17 protein-coding genes are annotated in these 18,429 nt (G+C 57.5%); 9 read left to right on the top strand and 8 right to left on the bottom strand.

Annotated features, from left to right (window positions below; all coding sequences use genetic code 11):
* The first annotated feature begins 53 nt into the window (after positions 1-53).
* Complete coding sequence (gene nfsA, locus QPL95_RS06515) at positions 54-791, top strand: oxygen-insensitive NADPH nitroreductase (RefSeq protein WP_303290194.1); 738 nt, start codon at positions 54-56, stop codon at positions 789-791.
* Positions 792-799: 8 nt separating this feature from the next.
* Here nfsA and QPL95_RS06510 read toward each other — a convergent pair whose 3' ends face one another.
* The 4 genes from QPL95_RS06510 to QPL95_RS06495 are packed head-to-tail and all read right to left on the bottom strand — an operon-like array spanning position 800 to position 5,484.
* The gene (locus QPL95_RS06510; protein ID WP_288371585.1) at positions 800-1,471 is read right to left on the bottom strand and encodes a lactate utilization protein C; all 672 of its coding nucleotides are present in this window, start codon (positions 1,469-1,471) and stop codon (positions 800-802) included.
* Complete coding sequence (locus tag QPL95_RS06505) at positions 1,468-2,913, bottom strand: LutB/LldF family L-lactate oxidation iron-sulfur protein (protein ID WP_303290193.1); 1,446 nt, start codon at positions 2,911-2,913, stop codon at positions 1,468-1,470. The genes QPL95_RS06510 and QPL95_RS06505 overlap by 4 nt, the downstream gene beginning before the upstream one ends.
* Positions 2,910-3,737, bottom strand: a complete 828-nt coding sequence (locus QPL95_RS06500; RefSeq protein ID WP_303290192.1) for a (Fe-S)-binding protein — start codon at positions 3,735-3,737, stop codon at positions 2,910-2,912. Before QPL95_RS06500 ends, QPL95_RS06505 begins: the two co-directional genes overlap by 4 nt.
* 55 nt (positions 3,738-3,792) lie before the next feature.
* Positions 3,793-5,484, bottom strand: coding sequence for an L-lactate permease (locus QPL95_RS06495; RefSeq protein ID WP_303290191.1), 1,692 nt, complete (start codon positions 5,482-5,484; stop codon positions 3,793-3,795).
* Between the two features lie 216 nt (positions 5,485-5,700).
* Between QPL95_RS06495 and QPL95_RS06490 the strand changes: the two genes are divergently transcribed.
* Entirely contained in the window at positions 5,701-6,483 is a 783-nt protein-coding gene (locus QPL95_RS06490) for a GntR family transcriptional regulator (protein ID WP_303290190.1), read from the top strand.
* A gap of 115 nt (positions 6,484-6,598) precedes the next feature.
* Here the strand turns inward: QPL95_RS06490 and QPL95_RS06485 are convergent, their stop codons facing one another.
* Positions 6,599-7,357, bottom strand: coding sequence for a putative 4-mercaptohistidine N1-methyltransferase (locus QPL95_RS06485; RefSeq protein ID WP_303290189.1), 759 nt, complete (start codon positions 7,355-7,357; stop codon positions 6,599-6,601).
* Between the two features lie 25 nt (positions 7,358-7,382).
* Entirely contained in the window at positions 7,383-8,531 is a 1,149-nt protein-coding gene (locus QPL95_RS06480; protein WP_303290188.1) for a mechanosensitive ion channel family protein, read from the bottom strand.
* A 115-nt stretch (positions 8,532-8,646) separates the two neighbouring features.
* Between QPL95_RS06480 and QPL95_RS06475 the strand changes: the two genes are divergently transcribed.
* A complete protein-coding gene (locus QPL95_RS06475; protein ID WP_303290187.1) occupies positions 8,647-9,666 on the top strand; it encodes an LLM class flavin-dependent oxidoreductase in 1,020 nt (339 codons plus the stop codon).
* On the opposite strand, the gene QPL95_RS06470 is transcribed toward QPL95_RS06475, so the two are convergent.
* Positions 9,633-10,178 (bottom strand): glutathione peroxidase, encoded by a 546-nt coding sequence (locus QPL95_RS06470; protein ID WP_303290186.1) that lies wholly within the window; start codon positions 10,176-10,178, stop codon positions 9,633-9,635. The genes QPL95_RS06475 and QPL95_RS06470 overlap by 34 nt on opposite strands.
* Positions 10,179-10,318: 140 nt before the next feature.
* On the opposite strand from QPL95_RS06470, the gene QPL95_RS06465 reads away from it, so the two are divergent.
* The 6 genes from QPL95_RS06465 (at position 10,319) to QPL95_RS06440 (ending at position 16,100) form a co-directional block, all read left to right on the top strand.
* Positions 10,319-10,858, top strand: coding sequence for a YqiA/YcfP family alpha/beta fold hydrolase (locus QPL95_RS06465; protein ID WP_303290185.1), 540 nt, complete (start codon positions 10,319-10,321; stop codon positions 10,856-10,858).
* A 141-nt stretch (positions 10,859-10,999) separates the two neighbouring features.
* Positions 11,000-12,028, top strand: coding sequence for a TRAP transporter substrate-binding protein DctP (gene dctP / locus QPL95_RS06460; protein WP_303290184.1), 1,029 nt, complete (start codon positions 11,000-11,002; stop codon positions 12,026-12,028).
* Between the two features lie 113 nt (positions 12,029-12,141).
* Positions 12,142-12,738 carry a TRAP transporter small permease gene (locus QPL95_RS06455; protein WP_303290183.1) on the top strand — a complete coding sequence of 199 codons (597 nt, stop codon included), beginning with the start codon at positions 12,142-12,144 and terminating at the stop codon, positions 12,736-12,738.
* Between the two features lie 37 nt (positions 12,739-12,775).
* Positions 12,776-14,062 (top strand): TRAP transporter large permease, encoded by a 1,287-nt coding sequence (locus QPL95_RS06450; RefSeq protein ID WP_303290182.1) that lies wholly within the window; start codon positions 12,776-12,778, stop codon positions 14,060-14,062.
* Between the two features lie 32 nt (positions 14,063-14,094).
* The gene (locus tag QPL95_RS06445; RefSeq protein WP_303290181.1) at positions 14,095-14,538 is read left to right on the top strand and encodes a universal stress protein; all 444 of its coding nucleotides are present in this window, start codon (positions 14,095-14,097) and stop codon (positions 14,536-14,538) included.
* 149 nt (positions 14,539-14,687) lie between these two features.
* Entirely contained in the window at positions 14,688-16,100 is a 1,413-nt protein-coding gene (locus QPL95_RS06440; protein ID WP_303290180.1) for a sodium:alanine symporter family protein, read from the top strand.
* A 3-nt stretch (positions 16,101-16,103) separates the two neighbouring features.
* Here the strand turns inward: QPL95_RS06440 and QPL95_RS06435 are convergent, their stop codons facing one another.
* Entirely contained in the window at positions 16,104-18,311 is a 2,208-nt protein-coding gene (locus QPL95_RS06435; RefSeq protein ID WP_303290179.1) for a GGDEF domain-containing protein, read from the bottom strand.
* Between the last annotated feature and the right edge of the window lie 118 nt (positions 18,312-18,429).

Genomic DNA, 18,429 nt, shown 5'->3' with positions numbered 1-18,429 from the left:
CTGCCCTGATAAGCAAGCTATCGTCTCTTTTTTTCTGACTCAGACGAGGGGCTATGAATCCGACCATTGAACTCCTGAAATCCCACCGTTCCATCCGCAAGTTCAAGGATCAACAGATTCCCCGGGAGCTGTTTGAAGAACTGATCCGCGCCGGCCAGTGTGCCGCCACCTCCAACCACGTGCAGGCCTACACCATTATTCACGTGGTCAATCCGGAAAAGCGGAAGAAGCTGGCTGAACTGGCCGGCGGCCAGGCCTATATCGAAACCTGTTCGGACTTTCTGGTGTTCTGCGCCGATATGAAGCGCGCCACCGAATCCGCCGAGAAAGCCGGTGCTGAGGTGGTCCGGGGCATGACTGAGCAGCTGCTGGTAGCCAGCGTTGACGCCGCACTGATCGCCCAGAATGTGGTGGTAGCGGCTGAATCCGAAGGGCTGGGCATCTGCTATATCGGCGGTATTCGCAACAACCCGCAGGAAGTCAGCGAACTGCTCAACCTGCCGGAACATGTGTACCCGGTATTTGGCCTGTGCCTCGGCTACCCGGACCAGGATCCGGAAGTGAAACCACGTCTGCCCCTGGCCGCCATCCTGAAACAAGACGCCTACGACGATTCTGACGATGAAGCCCTGGTGGCCAGCTTTGACGACACCATGCACCAGTACTACCAGAAACGCACCGGCGGCAACAAGGACACCAACTGGTCCGAGCAGCTGAAGCCGCTGTTTACCAGCAAGCTCCGGCCGCACATGAAGGATTTCCTGAACAAGCGGGGCTTCGGGGTTAAATAACCCCGCCCTCAGGCGTCCTCAAGGATGAGGACCACCAGCTCTTTCGGGCCATGGGCCCCGTAAGCCAGCACCTGTTCGATATCCGCGGTCTTGGAAGGGCCTGACACAAGTAACAGGTTCGTCGGCAAACCCGCAGACCAGTTCTGTTTTTGCATCATGCCGTACAGGTTGTCTTCCACTTCACTGGCCTTGAGCAGTGCAATGTGCAGCGGCGGCAGCAGGCTCATCAGCCGCGGCTCGTGGCGATCCGGCCAGAGCACCAGTGAGCCGGTAGCTGCAATGCCTCCCACAGTGCCGGTGACGCTGGCATCCACCTGCCAGAACAGTTCTTCTTTCCATTCCTCGATGGGCCGGTCGTAGGCCAGCAATTCGGGGGCGGCATTGCTTTGCTGCCAGTGTTCCGACAACGTCTGGCCGTGGTCGGTACCCGGGGCATAGAGCAGGTTTTTCAGGCCGCGATGTTCCAGCAGTTCCTGAACTTTTGCCGGCCACTCGGCGCAGGTCAGCTGGTGAATTTCGGTGTGCACCGCTTCCATCAGCGAACGCAGCCGGGTAATCCTGTCCTCCGGCGCGTATTGCCATGGCCGGGTGACCAACCCTTCATCGAAATCATCCGGCCGGGGCGTAGTGCCGGCCAGGCCAGCGCGGAGCTTGTTCAGAATGTTACGGCGGGCGCTCATCGCTGATCCCCCTGGTTCAAATGGGCTTTAGCCAGGTCATGCAAAGACCGGCGGGCCGGTACCGGCGCCGAGTGGTTCTCGGTCCAGGGGCCGACGTTTTTCGGTGCCAGTTTGCCAAAACGGGTCGCGCCCCACAGGAACAGCCGGTAGAACACTGGCGAAGTATTCAGCCTGGCCCAGAAGCGCCAGATCGCCCGCTCCTTGCGGGAATATTTGGCGCCGCCGTCTTTCACTTTCGGCTGTTCGGCGGGGCTTTTCACGTTTTCCTGGCGCAACCGCTGCAGCATTTCCGGGATCGGAATCTTCACCGGACACACTTCGCCACAGGCGCCACACAAGGAGGACGCGCTGGGATGATCCGGCACCTTGTGCAGGCCAACCATATGCGGCGTAATAATCTTGCCGATCGGCCCCGGATACACTTCACCATAAGTGTGGCCACCCACCCGGGTATAGACCGGGCAGTGGTTCATACAGGCGCCGCAACGGATGCAGTTCAGGGTCTGGCGCAGCTGGGCATCGGCGAAGGCGCCGCTGCGCCCATTGTCCAGCAGCACCAGATGGACTTCTTCCGGGCCATCCAGCTCATCCGGCTTGCGCGGGCCGGAGATCATGTTCACGTAAGTGGTGATGGGTTGGCCCAAGGCGGAACGGGTCAGCAACGACAACAGGGGCACCACGTCCCGCAGGTTTTCCACCACCTTTTCGATACCAGTGACCGCAATGTGCACCGGCGGCGCCGTGGTGCTCATGCGGCCGTTGCCTTCGTTTTCCACCAGCAGCAAGGTGCCGGTTTCGGCAATGGCGAAGTTCACGCCAGACACCCCGACATCCGCTTCCAGAAATTTCTGGCGCAGGGTGCGACGGCCAATCTGGATCAGCTCGTTCACATCCTCGGTCTCATCCACGCCCAGCTTGTCATGGAACAGCTTGGAGACCTGAAAACGATTCTTGTGAATCGCCGGCATGATGATGTGGGAGGGCTTTTCGCCATCCAGCTGGACGATGTACTCGCCCATGTCCGACTCCAGGCACTCGATGTTGCGTTCGGCCAGGTAGTCGTTCATCTCCATTTCTTCGCTGACCATGGACTTGCCCTTCACCACCTGAGAGCCTTTTTTCGCCTCGATGATGGAATGGACTATCCGGTTGGCCTCTTCGGTGGTCTCCGCCCAGTGCACCTTGATGCCGTTTTCGGTAAGTTTGGCTTCCAGCTGCTCCAGCAGATCCGGCAGCTGCGACAAGGCCCGGGCCTTGATGTGATTACCCAGCTCCCGCAGGCCTTCGCGTTCTTCCTCGTCCGGGAAGGCATCGGCGCGCTTCTGCATCAGCGAATCCATGGCGACGCGGAAGTTGGTGCGCAGCTGGTCGTCGACCAGGGCGCCCACGGCGCGACCACGGAAGCTGTCGGTGAGTTCTTTGACCGGTATACGCTGGCTCATGGTTTCACCTCTCCGCTTACCCGCTCCCACAGGAAGCTGGCCAGGTGCCGGCCCCGGAATGTCTGTTTCTGCTTTTCCAGGGAGCCGTTGATGTTGAGCAGGCAGCCACCATCGGCGGTCACCATTTCCACCGCCCCGGATTCCCGCAGCGAGCGGGTTTTGTCCAGCACCATGGCGCCGGAGACTTCCGGCATGCGCACGGAGAAGGTACCGCCAAACCCGCAGCACTCGCTTTCATGGTCGTGGTCCAGCCGCTCGACGTTCGCCAGCTTGCCCAGCAACTCCCGGGCATGCAGGTGGGTGTTCATTTCCCGGCGGGCGGAACAGGAGGTATGCAGGGCAATCTGTGTCGGCTCGCCAAGATCCTGCCAGTCCACCTTGCATACGTGCAGCAGAAACTCGGTCAGCTCGAAGGTGCGTTCAGCCAGGTTTTCCACACGTTTCAGGGTATCGGGTTCTTCCGCAAACACTTCCCGGTAGTGCTGCCGGAACATACCGGCACAGGAGCCGGAGGGGACGACCACCGGCAAGCCGTTGTCGAGCAGGTTGAGCTGTGCCCGCGCCACCTCCCGGGCCTCATTCACGTAGCCGGAAGTCCAGGCCGGCTGGCCGCAGCAGGATTGTTCCTGCGGAAAGTGCACGCGAATGCCTTCCCGCTCCAGCAGGCGGATGGCATCCAGGCCGGCCTCGGGAAAGAAAAGGTCCACCACGCAGGTGCCGAACAGCGTGACCTCGGCCGGCTTGGCCGGATACGTTCGTGGCGCGGGTCGCTCAGGAGCCACGCGGGTGGCATTGGGGGCGGCGTCGTAGAACAGCTCAGTCATCAGTCATTGCCTCCGGACTTCGAGGGCCGCAAGCGGCCCTGCCCGTTGTTTTAAATCAGTGCATCAGGGGATCAGTCAAACCCAAAATGTAAGCAGCCAGCATGGCAACCAGGCCAGTCATTACAAGATAGTAGATTGTTGGCCGAATGGTTTTACGAAGGGTCTGGCCCTCCCGACCCAACAGGCCCACCGTAGCGGATGCCGCCACCACGTTATGAATGGCAATCATGTTGCCCGCAGCGGCTCCCACCGCCTGCACGGCCACCATCAAGGCGGTTGACAGCCCAAGGCTCTGGGCCACACCGAACTGGAACTGGCTGAACATCATATTGGATACCGTATTCGAACCTGCAAGGAAGGCCCCCATGGCACCCACGGTCGGTGCCATCAGCGGATAGATACCGCCCACGGTGTCCGCCACCCAGGACGCCATCGCCAGAGGCATACTCGGCAGGTCGGCGAGATTAACACCTGAGTTAATCATGATGCGCACCATCGGAATGGTGAACAGCAACACGAAGCCGGCGCTCAGCAGCACGCTTCCCGATTCTTTCACCGCTTCACCCATGGCCCGGGCGTTCATCCGGTGCAGGAAAAACGTGGCGATCACCACCATGACCAGAATACCGCCAGGCAGATACAGCGGTTGCACACCGGCACTGATACCAGCCTCGCCCAGAATGTTCGAGAAAGACGCACCCACGCTGACAAAGAACTGCTTAACCGGGTCAACCGTTCGGCTGACTACCAGCAGGGCTCCTATCAAAACATAAGGCAACCAGGCCCGGAATCCACTCATGGGATGAGCCGCGATGTCTTCCAACTTCATTTCCAGAGTGCCCATCCACTCCGCTGGCCACTCTTTTTTATCAGCAAAATCCCAGGTTTTGCGGGGAATCAGGAAGCCTTTTTTCGCCGCTGTTGTCACAATCGCCAGGCCAATCAAACCGCCCAGCAGCGACGGAAACTCCGGCCCCATCAGCATACCCGTGACGGCGTAAGGAACCACAAAGGCGACACCCGCAAACAAGGCAAAGGGCAAAACCTCCAGACCTTCCTTCCAGCTTTTATTGCGCCCGAAGAACCGGGTCATCATGGTGACCATCAGGAGCGGTATCAGCACACCAACAACGGCATGGGTCAGCGCCACTTCCGTTGTAATCAGTTGCAGATAGCTTTCCCAACTGGAGCCGGCCGCACTCAACTGGGCGCTTATGGCGCTCTGATCCAGGCCCGTGGTCACGCCCACAATAATCGGCGTACCCACCGCGCCGAAAGACACCGGCGTGCTCTGTACCATCATGCCAAGCATCACCGCAGCCATGGCCGGGAAGCCCACCGCCACCAACAGCGGCGCCACAATGGCTGCGGGCGTACCAAAACCGGAAGCACCTTCAATGAAACTACCGAACAGCCAGACGATGATGATGGCCTGAATACGGCGATCCGGTGTGATGTTGGTAAAACCAGAGCGAATCGTGGCAATGGCACCGGAATGTTTAAGGGTGTTGAGTAGCAGAATGGCGCCGAAAATAATCCACAGTACACCAATGGTGATCACCAGCCCCTGGAGCGATGAGGCGAGAATGCGGTTCAGGCTCATATCCCAGGCGCTGTACCCGATCAGTGCGGTGACCAGAAACACCACTGGCATGGCGTTTCGGGCTGGCCAGCGCAAGCCAAGTAACAGTATTCCAGCCAGAAAAATCGGGGCGAAGGCCAACAAAGCGAGCAATCCGGGCGACATGATTTTCTCCAGAGCCTTGTTATTGGAATCGATTTTTGGATAATTGGTAAGACCAATTTAATGTGTTAGTCTGAGCACGTTATTTCAGCCGCCAAAGCCTGTCAAAATGACCGCCTAAGACATTAGTCGTAGGGCCTTTCCGTTTTGCTGAAAAAACAAGTACAAAGACAAACAAGATTTTTGGTATGACCAATTCTTTAACCTTCAGAGCGCCCCATGCCGATCAACCAAATCACCCCGAAACGTCTGGCAGACACGATCGTTGAACAACTGGAAACCATGATTCTGGAAGGCACCCTGCAGCCGGGACAACGTTTGCCACCTGAGCGGGCTCTGGCGGAGCAGTTTGGTGTGTCCCGCCCGTCACTGAGGGAAGCGGTACAACGATTAGCGGCGAAAGGCTTGTTGACCAGTCGTCAGGGCGGGGGCAATTTTGTAACGGACAGTCTTGGCGCCAGCTTCAGTGATCCGCTGATCAAACTGTTGGAGAACCGCCCCGAAGCACACCGCGACTTGCTGGAGTTCCGTCACACCCTGGAAGCCGACTGCGCTTTCTACGCCGCCCAGCGCGCGACTGAGGTCGACAAAGCCCACCTGACCAAAGCCTGGCAGGCACTTGATGCCTGCTACCAGGCCCCCAGCAGAGAGAACATCGAACAGGAGGGAGCCGCCGATGCCCGCTTCCACATGGCCATCGCCGAGGCCAGCCACAACGTAGTGCTGCTGCACACCATGCGTAACCTGTTCAACCTGCTGAAGAACGACATCGTCACCAACATTGGCGGCATGTATTCGAAACAGGCGGCAACCCGGCAGGGGTTGATTGATCAGCACCAGGCGTTGTTTACAGCGGTTGTGGAAGGACGGGCAGACGACGCCCGGGCGATTGCCGGAGAGCACATCCAGTTTGTGCAGAAAACCATTTCCGAACACACCGAAAACGAGCGCCGGAGAGAGCGGGCACTGCGTCGGGAAGAATCACACCGTCCTGAAGCATAACGAAAAAAGCCGGGGAAGCCCCGGCCGAAGTAATCACACGATGCACCAACACAATGCATGTCCTGATGAGGTTTCAGAGTAACCGGTTGTTATGTCCGTTTTATGACACCGGTGGTCAGGCTGGCAACTTCTCCCACACCGTCAGTTCCGAGAAACTATGCTGGAATTTATTCCGGGTTTCGCGGATCACAAACGGTAGGCTTCGGGGCTCACCCAACAACCGGAAATGGGGCGTCAGCCGGTCTTTCAGTCCGTCCAGCGTGGTGTAGGGTCGTCCATCTTTCAGGGTGCCACCAAGCCACTCGGTTTTGGGTGTGTACTCTTCGAGCCAGGTATAAGGAGAGGCAATCACCAGCAAACCCAGGTCATTGATTCGCTTGTGGATGGTGTCGAGGAACAGCGACGGCTTATACAAGCGGTCAATCAGGTTACCCGCGATCACCAGATCATAATCCCGGTAGTCGGCACCCAACTCACAGGCATCGCCCTGATGAAAGGCCACGCGATGCACGGCGTCGGCCAGCTCCAACGCGGCCAGCGACCGCTCCTGGTAACTCACCAGCTCACCTTCCTCCGGCCGGGCATAGCGGGCAACACCGTCTCGCACCACTTCCTTACATTTATTAATGAAGCTCTGTGAGAAATCGATACCGTCCACATGGTCAAAATGACGGGCCAGCTCAAGCGTGGTGCGGCCTACGGCACAGCCGATATCCAGGGCCCGGCAGGTTTCACGGCCATCCAGGGCTTCCATGGCGGCGTCCGCCAACTCTTTCGGGAAGTTCGCCTCACCATGCCAGGACTCACCAAAGTGAAACTCCAGATACTGCGCCAGCGTAGTGTTGTCTTCATAGTAGCCCGTCGGCTCATTCATACTCGTCTCCTCGTTCCCGCCAGGCTCATGGTTTCTCAGCCAGTTTCGGGTAAAGCGGCTCAACCAATGGCTTCAACCCCTTGGCCTCATCGATAAACAGCTGCAGATGCGGGAAGGGAATCTCGATACCCGCCGCATCCAGTGCTTCTTTAATCTGCTCCAGAACGTCCGCCATAATACGCGGCTGCACATCCAGGTTATCCGGTGTAATCCAGATTTTGACTTCCAGATCCACCGAGGAATCCCCCAGATTTTTGAGCACAACTCTCGGTTCCATCCCGGGCGACTGCAACACATCGGAATGTTCCAACAAGAGCGGCATGATCACCTCTCTGGCGGCTTTTGCGGATTCTTTATAGGCAATGCCTACGGGAATGTTCAGCCTGGTGGCACCTTCAGCACTGTAATTAACGATATCGGATGATGCCACACTGTCGTTGGGAATCATGGTGAAGATATTGTCCCGCGTGCGCAGCCAGGTGGTGCGCAGCGCAATCTTGACTACCTTGCCATCCTGGCCGTTGATGGTAACCCAGTCACCAATACGGAACGGCCGTTCGATCAGCAGGGTAATACCGGCAATGAAATTGGACAGCGTGGACTGCGCCGCGAAGCCCACCGCAATTCCGACAATGCCCAGGCCGGCGACAATCGACACCACATCAAAGCCAAACTGGGCCAGCACGGTCACCACCGCAAAGGTCGCGGTCAGAACAGAAAACACGTTCTCAACCAGCTGCCGGATAGAGGCATCCAGCCGGTAACGACTCATGGTTTTCGCGATAAGGCGCTTGAGCACCAACCAGGCCACAAAGAAACCCAACGCCATCAGCCCGGCCCGGGCGGTGGCCTTGAGCAGGTCTGGCGAGGCACCGAACTGGGCGAGAATCACCAACAAAGCACCCAGGGCGAACAGGTATCTCAAGCCCGTTCGGGCGTAACCAAACAAGGGGTGTGTGGTCCTGCGTTTGCCGATCACCAGCCGAATGACACTGATCACAACGCCGTAGGCCGCCAGAAACACCGCCACATAGAGCGTCAGAATCAGCAACTGGCTTGCGACCTCTATCGCGACAGCGCCCCAGTCCAGCTGACCATCACCGAACACCTTCAAGGTGTCGCCAAGATTCTGTTTTATCTGCGCGACCACTGCCTCTGCGATCGTTTCCGCCATCGGTCATTCCTTTTGTCGTTATCGGGGTTTCCCGAAGTCACCCAAGATTCAGAAATCAAAAGTGTTATCTTAGAGTGTTGCCGAATTTGCAGAAATTACGAAACCGAGGAGCCTGATGACCACTTTTCCCGATTATTCCCTGCTCGAACTGGCCTCTGTCCGTGAAGGTGATTCCGTCTCCACCACCCTGGCCAACAGCGTAGCCTACGCTCAACGCGCTGAATCGCTCGGTTTCAAACGATTCTGGCTGGCCGAGCACCACAACATGGAAGGCATCTCCAGTTCGGCCACCTCGGTACTGGTCGGTCACATTGCCGGTAAGACCGAGCGCATCCGGGTTGGCTCCGGCGGCGTGATGTTGCCCAACCACCCGCCACTGGTCATTGCTGAGCAGTTTGGCACCCTCGAATGCCTGTACCCTGGCCGCATTGATCTCGGCCTCGGCAGGGCGCCCGGCACCGACCAGATTACCGCCCGGGCACTTCGCCGGGAGGGCCTGGGGGCCGAGCAATTCCCGGAGGACGTCGCACGGCTGCAAACCCTGCTTGGCCCGCTGCAACCAGGCCAGGCAGTCAAAGCCATTCCCGGTGCCGGCACTCAGGTACCCATCTGGCTACTGGGCTCCAGCCTGTACAGCGCCCAGCTAGCGGCCATGCGCGGTCTGCCCTACGCCTTCGCCGGCCATTTTGCGCCGCGCTTGTACCGTGAAGCGCTCAGGGTCTACCGGGACAACTTCCAGCCATCCCCGCAGCTGCAACAACCTTACGCCATGCTCGCAATTCCGGCGGTGCCGGCCGACTCCATGGAGGAGGCGCGTTATCTGACTACCACCAGCTACCAGCGCATTCTATCCCTGTTCCGTGGCCAGCCCCTGTGGATGAGGCCACCCGTAGCATCCATGGAGGGCCTGTGGAACGCGGCAGAAGAAGCCGGCGTGAAAGATTTCCTTGGCCTGCAGGTGCTGGGCAACGCACAAGACCTGACACAACAATTAGAGGCCTTGCTGGCGGACATTCAAGTCGACGAATTGATGTTCACCATCGACATCTACGAGCCCGAAAAGCGCCGCCATGCGCTGGACATTCTTGCCGCGACCCGCAGTCAAAGCAGCGATTCTACTGCCTTGACCAACTGAGGGTCTTCGGGCTTCACCTGGCTCGGAAAGCGGGCCGTCACTTCACCACGGGCGTTCAGCAGGTACTTGGTAAAATTCCAACCGGGTTGCTGGCTTTGCCGGTTAATCTCCCGAAAAACCGGGTTTGCGTCCGGGCCAGTTACCGGCCCCGGTGCAATCATCGTAAAGGTCACGCCAAAATTCACGAAGCAGACTTCCGCAGCTTTCTCTTCGGTCGCCGCTTCCTGACGAAAATCATCGCTGGCGAACCCAACGACCACCAATCCGCGCGCCTGATACTCCTTGTGCAGTGCTTCCAGCCCCTCGAACTGGCCGGTATAACCGCAACGGCTCGCGGTGTTAACCACCAGCATCGGCTTGCCGGCAGCGATATCACACAGGTTAACACTGTCCTTCGAGTGCAACTTGCGCTGCTCATGATCCAGAAAGGCCGGGCACTGGTCAGCCCATGCCGGGGCAATCACAAAGAGCATCAAAACCGGCAAAAGCCGCTGAACAGAAAACCATCCCATTGCTAGACTCCTTCTGCAGACCGACGACGCCTGATCGTCATGACAAGATAATGGCGACGACTTAACAATGACTATACGAGTCAGCATGCCCATAAGGTCACTTTACGGCAACAGCCCAACATCAACCCCGGAGCCTGCCCATGCCCGACAACACCGTTTTTGTATTTCTCTCCCACGGCCTCGAAAGTGGCCCCGGCAGCACCAAGATCCAGGCCATGAAGACCGTGGCGGATGCGTTTCCCGGCGTCAGGGCGGAAGCGGTAGATCATCGCAGCACCAGAGACCCGGCAGAACGCCTGCAACAGATGCACACGGCCATGGCTAGTGCCGGCGCTGTACTTGAGCGCACGATTCTCGCAGGCTCCAGCATGGGTGGCTGGGTGTGCGCTCAAACCAGTGCCAACTCGCCAGTTCTAGGCTGCTTTTTACTCGCTCCGGCGCTGGCGCTGCCCAAATACCCCCAGTCCAGCCCACTGATCCGTGCCCGCCATACGCAAATTATTCATGGCTGGGATGACGACGTGGTGCCGGTGATGCCGGTGTTAGAACTGGCCCGTCAGCAGGCGCTGGAAACCCTGGTTTTGCCAGACGGGCATCGGCTGGAGAACAGCGTCAACAGGGTGGCTCAGGAGTTCCGGCTGTTCATGACCACCTGTTTGAAAAACCCGAATCCATCCTGAATTCATGCACTTGTCACTTCGGAAAAGCGGCCTTGAAGCTTTCCTGATTTTGATCAGTTTCTTGCGAAACCGGCTTTGTTTTGCCAGTCTTACATAAGGTAACAAGGGATTAACTTAAAAAAATCGAGCGGAGACAACGCGATGAACAGCACAAGTAAATTCAGGAAACTGGCGGGTATTTCAGCACTGGCGTTTGCCGGTCTGACGGCGGCAAACGCTGTGAATGCTGCCAACTGGCGCTACGCCCACGAAGAATACGAGGGTGATGTTCAAGACGTTTACGCCTACAAATTCAAAGAATACATCGAAGAAAATTCCGACCATACTCTGCAAGTTTTTCGCTTCGGCGAGCTGGGTGAATCTGACGACATCATGGAGCAGACCCAGGCCGGCATCCTCAACTTCGTGAACCAGTCCCCGGGTTTCACCGGTTCACTGATTCCCGAAGCGCAGATTTTCTTCATTCCTTACCTTATGCCGACTGACATGGACACGGTGATCGAATTCTTCCGTGAATCCAAGGCCATCAACGAGGACTTCCCTGAGCTCTATTCTGAGCAGGGCCTCGAACTGCTGAAGATGTATCCGGAAGGAGAAATGGTGGTCACCGTGGACGAGCCTGTGACCTCACCCGAAGAGTTCAACAACAAGAAGATCCGGGTTATGACCAACCCGCTGCTGTCGGAAACCTATTCCGCGTTCGGTGCAACCCCGACCCCACTGCCCTGGGGCGAAGTGTATGGTGCCCTGCAGACCAACATGATCCAGGGCCAGGAAAACCCGATTTTCTGGATCGAATCCGGCGGCCTGTACGAAGTATCGCCGAACCTGGTATTCACCGGTCACGGCTGGTTCACCACCGCCATGATGGCCAACCAGAATTTCTATAACGGTCTGTCTGACGAAGACAAGAAGCTGGTTCAGGACGCGGCGGATTTTGCCTTTGAAGAAATCATTGTGCACATCGACGGCCTGGCCGACGAAGCGCTGGAAAAAATCACGTCCAAAAGCGATGAGGTTACCGTTACCCGCCTGAATGAAGAACAGATTGAGGCCTTCCGTGCCCGCTCACCTCAGGTAGAAGACAAGTTCATTGAAATGACTGGCGACCGTGGCAAAGAGCTGCTCGAGCAGTTCAAAGCAGACCTTGAAGCGGTTAAGGCCGACTAACACGGCAGGATTCAAAGGGTGGCTGCGGCCACCCTTTGTTGTCCGGCCCTGGTTTAACCCCGCCCCGCCGGGGACTTTGCCGGCCGGGAGCGACCTGTTGTGGAGTACACCCCATGTCTGAACAACCTCAAGAGGCTGTTGAAGACGAAACCGGCTCTTACGAATCCGGTTTGCCCGGGTTTCTGGGCACCATTGACGAATGGATCGCCAAAGTCGAAGCCGTAATGCTGGCTGGCGGCGTGATCCTGATGGCCGTGAATACCTGCATAAACGTCATTGGCCGATTTATTTTCGGAGAAGGTCTGTTTTTCTCCGGAGAGATCAACCGCATCCTGATCATCCTGATCACCTTCGCCGGCATTGGTTATGCCGCCAGACACGGGCGCCACATCCGCATGTCTGCGATTTACGATGCCTTCCCGGCCAAGGGCAGAAAGGCCCTGATGATTTTCATCGCCCTGTTTACCTCCGTCGTGATGTTTTTCCTTTGCTATCACTCGTACGGCTATATCGAAACGCTGTATGACCGAGGCCGTATCCTGCCGGCTCTGGGCCTGCCCATCTGGTGGATCTATATCTGGGCCCCGATAGGCTTTGCTATTACCGGCATTCAGTACCTCCTGACAGCCATCAAAAACCTCACCAGTAAAGACGTGTACTTGTCGACCGGTGTGGTGGATGGTTATGCCGATTCTGAATCGGAAGTCTGAAGCAGCATAAACCCTAGAGGGTGAGGACAAGCACACTATGGCAACAATTATGATGATCATCATGATCGGGCTGCTGCTTCTGGGCTTCCCGATGATGATTCCGCTGATCACCGCCGCCGTGTTCGGCTTTGTAATGATGTTTGACGGCTTCGGCCAGATGGGCACATTCATCCAGCAGATGATGGGTGGCATCCGGCCGGCGTCGTTGATTGCGGTACCCATGTTTATCCTGGCCGCCGATATCATGACCCGGGGCCAGTCGGCTGACCGGCTGATCAACATGGTCATGTCGTTTATCGGCCACGTCAAAGGTGGCCTGGCCATCAGCACCGCCACTTCCTGCACACTGTTTGGCGCCGTTTCCGGCTCCACCCAGGCCACGGTGGTGGCGGTTGGTTCGCCACTGCGCCCCAAGATGCTCAAAGCCGGTTATTCCGATTCCTTCACACTGGCCTTGATCATCAACGCCAGTGACATCGCCTTCCTGATCCCCCCCAGTATCGGGATGATTATCTACGGCGTAATCTCCGAGACCTCCATTGCCGAGCTGTTTATTGCGGGCATCGGGCCGGGCATTCTGATTCTGTTCATGTTCTCGATTTACTGCCTGATATACGCCTACAAGAACAACGTGCCTACCGAGGCCAAGGCCAGCTGGAAGGAGCGCGCCCTCTCGGTTCGCGATGCGTCCTGGCCGTTGATGTTCCCGGTCATCATTGTCGGGGGTATTTATGGTGGCATCTTCAGCCCGACTGAGGCTGCGGCGGTGTGCGTGCTCTATGCCTTTCTGTTGGAGTTTGTGATCTTCCGTTCGCTCAAGCTCAACGATATTTACCGCATTGCCAAGTCTACTGGCCTGATCACCGCGGTGGTGTTCATCCTGGTGGCGGTCGGAAACGGGTTCTCCTGGATCATTTCCTTTGCCCAGATTCCACAAACCATTCTGGAAGCAGTCGGCGTCAACGATGCCGGCCCGGTCGGCGTGCTGATTGCGATATGTATCGCGTTCTTCATTGCCTGCATGTTTGTCGATCCGATTGTCGTCATTCTGGTGCTCACGCCAATCTTCGCTCCGGCGATTCAGGCCACCGGGCTAGACCCGGTACTGGTCGGTGTACTGATCACTCTGCAGGTGGCCATCGGCTCGGCTACGCCGCCCTTCGGGTGCGATATATTTACCGCCATCGCCATTTTCAAACGACCTTACCTGGAGGTGATCCGCGGTACTCCGCCGTTTATCATTATGCTGGTGGCTGCCGCCGGTTTGATCATTGCCTTCCCGGACATCGCGCTGTTCCTGCGGGATCTGGCCTACAGAGACTGAGCCGGAGTTCCGGCCAATAACAGGAGACTGCTATGTTCAAACGAATTCTGGCGGCCGTTGATGGCTCCAAAACGTCATTAAAGGCACTGGATAAGGCGATTGAGCTACAACGACTGATACCGGATGCCGAGATCTTCATCATCTGTGTGTACAAGCACCACAGCCTGTTCGAAGCATCCCTGTCGATCGGGCGGCCAGACGACATGGACATCCCGGACAAGGTGTTATCGGACTATGCGAAAGGCGTGGTCAATCACGCCAAGGACTTTGCCAAAGAGCATGGCGCCACCAAGGTGCGCGGTTTCGTGAAAGCGGGCCGGCCGTCGAAAGTGATCGTGAAGTTTGCCCAGGATAAGGAAGCGGATTTGATCGTGGTCGGTACCAAGGGCACCAACAGCGACAAAGACGGCATGTTCCTGGGCAGTGTGTCCCACCGGGTGGCCTCCCAGGCCAAGTGCCCGGTACTGGTGGTCTAACCGCCATTTTCGCTCTCTCAAACAGGCCGGGCGGCAGATATTTTTCCGCCCGGCTATCTCGGATTTCCGCAGTCTGTCGATAATTTCACCGTGCTAGACTCCCCCGCAACGAGATTAGCTCTCAAACACAAGTCACAAGGCGTTTAGTGATGACCGCAATTGTCGATTTTCTTAACTCTATTCTATGGGGCTACGTCCTTATTTACGGGCTGCTCGCCGTAGGCATTTTCTTCACCATCCGGCTGGGTTTTCTGCAGTTTGTTAACTTCGGGGAAATGGTCCGTGCCATCCGCGGTTCCCGCGAGAGCGATGTGCATGGTATTTCGCCGTTCCAGGCCCTGTGTACCAGTCTCGCATCGCGGGTCGGCACCGGTAACCTCGCCGGCGTAGCCGTCGCCCTCTATCTGGGTGGCGCCGGCGCTATCTTCTGGCTGTGGATGGTCGCACTGGTGGGCATGGCCACCGGCTATGCAGAAAGCACCCTGGCACAGCTGTACAAGGTGCGCGACGGCAAGGGCCAGTACCGGGGCGGCCCGGCGGTCTACATTGCCAAGGGGCTTAAAGCGCCCTGGGCCGCCGCCATCTTCGCGGTGTGCCTGATCATTTCCTTCGGCCTGGTGTTCAACGCGGTACAGGCCAACTCCATTGCGGATGCCATGGAAGGTGCCTTCGGTACACCGAAACTGGGCGTGGGTATTGTGATTGCGGCCTTTGCCGGTATCGTGATTTTCGGCGGCCTGCGCAAGATTGTGCGCTTCGCGGAATTCGTGGTTCCGTTCATGGCCGGCGCCTACGTGCTGCTGGCACTCGGCGTGATGGCCATGAACATCACCGAAGTGCCCGGGGTACTGGCGCTGATCGTAAAAAGTGCTTTCGGTCTGGAAGAAGCCGCTGGCGGTGCCGCCGGTTCTATTACTGCTGCCATGCTTAACGGCATAAAACGGGGCCTGTTTTCCAACGAAGCGGGCATGGGTTCCGCTCCGAATATTGCAGCAACCGCAACTCCAGCTCCGCACCATCCATCTTCACAAGGCCTGGTACAGGCTTTTGGTGTGTTCATTGACACCATCGTCATCTGTACCGCTACGGCGGTGATGATCCTGTTGGCCGGCGTACTGGAACCAGGTTCTGGCGTCACCGGCACCCAGCTCACCCAACAGGCTATGGAAGTGCATCTTGGCGAGTTCGGCGGCTACTTTATTGCCATCGCGATTCTGTTCTTCGCTTTCACATCCATCGTCGCCAACTACACCTACGCTGAAAACGCGTTGGTTTACCTTAAAGGCGGCAACACCCTTGGGCTGACTATCCTGCGTGTAGCAGCGCTGGCCATGGTGGTCTGGGGGGGTTACGAAGCGGTGGTGACCGTGTTCAACGCAGCGGACGCCTCAATGGGACTAATGGCTACCATCAACCTGATTGCTATTGTTCTGCTGTCCGGCACTGTCGTGAAACTGACCAAAGACTACCTGGCCCAACGTAAAGAGGGCCTGGTACCGCAGTTCAAATCAAAAGATTACCCGGAACTGCACGAGAAAATTGACAGTAATATCTGGCACTGACACTCAAAAACCGGCCGCCATCACCTGATTGCGGCCGGCTTTTTTTGCGCTGTACAACGCCTGATCGGCCGTTCGGAGCAAACCATCAAACTCTTCTACGCTCTCTGGCCAGCAGGCCACACCCGCCGAAATGGTCAGGCACCCCAGATTTCTGCCGTCAAAAACAACCGGCTCCAGTGCAAGGCCTGAGCGCAGACGCTCTGCCCGCTCACGGGCCTCGCCCAGACTGGCGCCGGGCATCAACACCGCGAACTCCTCACCCCCATACCGACAAACGGTATCACTGCCCCGAAAATACCTTGCCAAAACCCGCCCCACCATACGCAAGGCTTCATCACCGGCTTCATGGCCAAAGATATCGTTGAACTGTTTGAAGTGATCAATATCGAACATCAACAGGCTTAAAGGCGTTTCCGTGCGGTGGGCAACCGCCCGTTCATGGCGGAACAACTCATCAAAGTGTCGGCGGTTCTTCAGCCCCGTCAGCCCATCCTCGTAAGAGAACCTCTGAAGCTCGTCCCGCAGCGCCAGGGCCGAGAGGGTGACGCCTATCTTTTCTACCGACTGGTACACCCAGGCAACCACTCGTGCAACGCCGTAATCTTTGACCGACACCGGCAATTCGGGGGCAGTAAGCAGTATAACGCCCTCTGGCTCACCGCTGGCCCGGGCTGTCTCAACCCGCAGGAAAAAACAAAGATCCTGCGGTAGCTCGCGAGCTCTTACCGGCAAGAGGGTCTCTGTCAGGCCTGGCAATTCTGCATCGAGAAACTGCGGAAACATTCTCTCAGCGCTGCTACCCCAGGTGACCAGTCGCCGGTACTGACCCTCTGCGCCGAGCCGATAGAAGCTGCCGCTCATGGGCAGGTAAAGTTCCGGCAATGCTCGCAAAAGTGGGCTGAAGGCCTGCTCAAAGGTGCCGCAATCCTGCAGTTCCGAGATCACATCTGCCAGTTTCTGGCTCTTCTTGCTTTCAAGTGCCAACAACTGCGACCGGGATGCCTCCCGCTCGGCCAGAGCTTCCGCTTTGGCTGTGCGATCGGCCACTTTTTTCTCGAGGGTCAAGGTTAACTGGTACAGCGCTCGCTGCGTCTCGCTGTAGTGCCAGACGGAAATACTGACCACCGCCAACAGAAAGACCAGCGCCCCCCAGCTCGCCAGAGGCCGCCCCCAGGGCAACAGGCCGTGGGCAACCGCCATATCGAACAACAGAAACGCCGCAAACAGGACACAAGAAAGGAGCACCACCTGCTGCTCCCGGCGCAGCTGCCCGAAGTGTCTGACGGTGCTGGCGACCAGCAACAGCAGCGTCACCACCAGCAAACCATCAAATACCGGGAAGGTAGAGGACAGTTCCACCACCCCCGCCAACGACAGAACCAGCGCGCCTACGGCATACAGCAGGTGAAATTTCCAGAGCCAGCCAATCAAAGGCACCCGCCCGGCAGGCAGCCACTGCTGTAAAAGCAGCGCAAGAGCGACAGGCACCAGGTAATAGGAGCCTGCCGCGAGGTAGTCCCACATCAAGGGCTGGTAAGCCAGTAACAGACTGGCCGGAGATTCCGCCACCAACATCACCGCAATCACAAACGAAAACATTGCGATGCTGGCAAAGCTTTTCTCACCCCGCTGAATAACCGCAAAAACCAGTGCCAACAAGGCAATCAGAGCCGATACGGTTGCGATGACGAGGCTTTCTGCGGATCCGCTGACGATGCGCAGAACCAGATCCGGGTGATCCAGAATCGCGACTTCACCCCAAAGCCCGATGTCGGTGTAGTCCGAGAACACCCTGAAGTAGATCGTCTCCCCTTCATACCCGTCTGGCAATGGGATCTCGTGCCAGGGCCAGCCCACGAAGCGGCCACGCCCTTGCTCGTCAAACTTGCCATACTCATAGAAGAGTTCACCGCGAAACCAGATCTGGACAATGATGTCGACACTGTAGATGTAGAGCGCCGGCGCAAACCATTCGCCCTCAGGCAGTGGAACCCTGAACCAGACATTTTCCCGGCCCTGGCGATCCGGCGGGTTGGAGGGAAAAGCGATATCCTGCCAAGCTTGTGGCTCATCCTGCAGAATCCACTCAGGCGTACCATCGGGAAGGAAAGGGGAGTCGCCCCAGCGATATTGCCAGCCTTCTTCCACATGTTGTATGGCCGCGTGTCCGGTCAGTGGCACACACAGTGCCAGGAGGATCACGACCAGCATGTAACTGAGACGGCACTGAAAGGCTCGCAAGGATCAACCTACTCTGTGGTGGGTTTTTGCCAGTATAGACCGTAACAACTGTATACAGTAAAGCTCCCTGGCAACTTTATGGCGCCCC

The organism is Marinobacter sp. SS5-14b, assembly GCF_030541005.1.
Taxonomy (GTDB): domain Bacteria; phylum Pseudomonadota; class Gammaproteobacteria; order Pseudomonadales; family Oleiphilaceae; genus Marinobacter.
This window is presented reverse-complemented; position numbering and strand designations above follow the sequence as displayed.

Excerpts from the sequence above, each read along its gene's own strand:
- nfsA (WP_303290194.1), top strand. The coding sequence starts at position 54 with ATGAATCCGACCATTGAACTCCTGAAATCCCACCGTTCCATCCGCAAG.
- QPL95_RS06510 (WP_288371585.1), bottom strand. The coding sequence starts at position 1,471 with ATGAGCGCCCGCCGTAACATTCTGAACAAGCTCCGCGCTGGCCTGGCC.
- QPL95_RS06505 (WP_303290193.1), bottom strand. The coding sequence starts at position 2,913 with ATGAGCCAGCGTATACCGGTCAAAGAACTCACCGACAGCTTCCGTGGT.
- QPL95_RS06500 (WP_303290192.1), bottom strand. The coding sequence starts at position 3,737 with ATGACTGAGCTGTTCTACGACGCCGCCCCCAATGCCACCCGCGTGGCT.
- QPL95_RS06495 (WP_303290191.1), bottom strand. The coding sequence starts at position 5,484 with ATGTCGCCCGGATTGCTCGCTTTGTTGGCCTTCGCCCCGATTTTTCTG.
- QPL95_RS06490 (WP_303290190.1), top strand. The coding sequence starts at position 5,701 with ATGCCGATCAACCAAATCACCCCGAAACGTCTGGCAGACACGATCGTT.
- QPL95_RS06485 (WP_303290189.1), bottom strand. The coding sequence starts at position 7,357 with ATGAATGAGCCGACGGGCTACTATGAAGACAACACTACGCTGGCGCAG.
- QPL95_RS06480 (WP_303290188.1), bottom strand. The coding sequence starts at position 8,531 with ATGGCGGAAACGATCGCAGAGGCAGTGGTCGCGCAGATAAAACAGAAT.
- QPL95_RS06475 (WP_303290187.1), top strand. The coding sequence starts at position 8,647 with ATGACCACTTTTCCCGATTATTCCCTGCTCGAACTGGCCTCTGTCCGT.
- QPL95_RS06470 (WP_303290186.1), bottom strand. The coding sequence starts at position 10,178 with ATGGGATGGTTTTCTGTTCAGCGGCTTTTGCCGGTTTTGATGCTCTTT.
- QPL95_RS06465 (WP_303290185.1), top strand. The coding sequence starts at position 10,319 with ATGCCCGACAACACCGTTTTTGTATTTCTCTCCCACGGCCTCGAAAGT.
- dctP (WP_303290184.1), top strand. The coding sequence starts at position 11,000 with ATGAACAGCACAAGTAAATTCAGGAAACTGGCGGGTATTTCAGCACTG.
- QPL95_RS06455 (WP_303290183.1), top strand. The coding sequence starts at position 12,142 with ATGTCTGAACAACCTCAAGAGGCTGTTGAAGACGAAACCGGCTCTTAC.
- QPL95_RS06450 (WP_303290182.1), top strand. The coding sequence starts at position 12,776 with ATGGCAACAATTATGATGATCATCATGATCGGGCTGCTGCTTCTGGGC.
- QPL95_RS06445 (WP_303290181.1), top strand. The coding sequence starts at position 14,095 with ATGTTCAAACGAATTCTGGCGGCCGTTGATGGCTCCAAAACGTCATTA.
- QPL95_RS06440 (WP_303290180.1), top strand. The coding sequence starts at position 14,688 with ATGACCGCAATTGTCGATTTTCTTAACTCTATTCTATGGGGCTACGTC.
- QPL95_RS06435 (WP_303290179.1), bottom strand. The coding sequence starts at position 18,311 with ATGCTGGTCGTGATCCTCCTGGCACTGTGTGTGCCACTGACCGGACAC.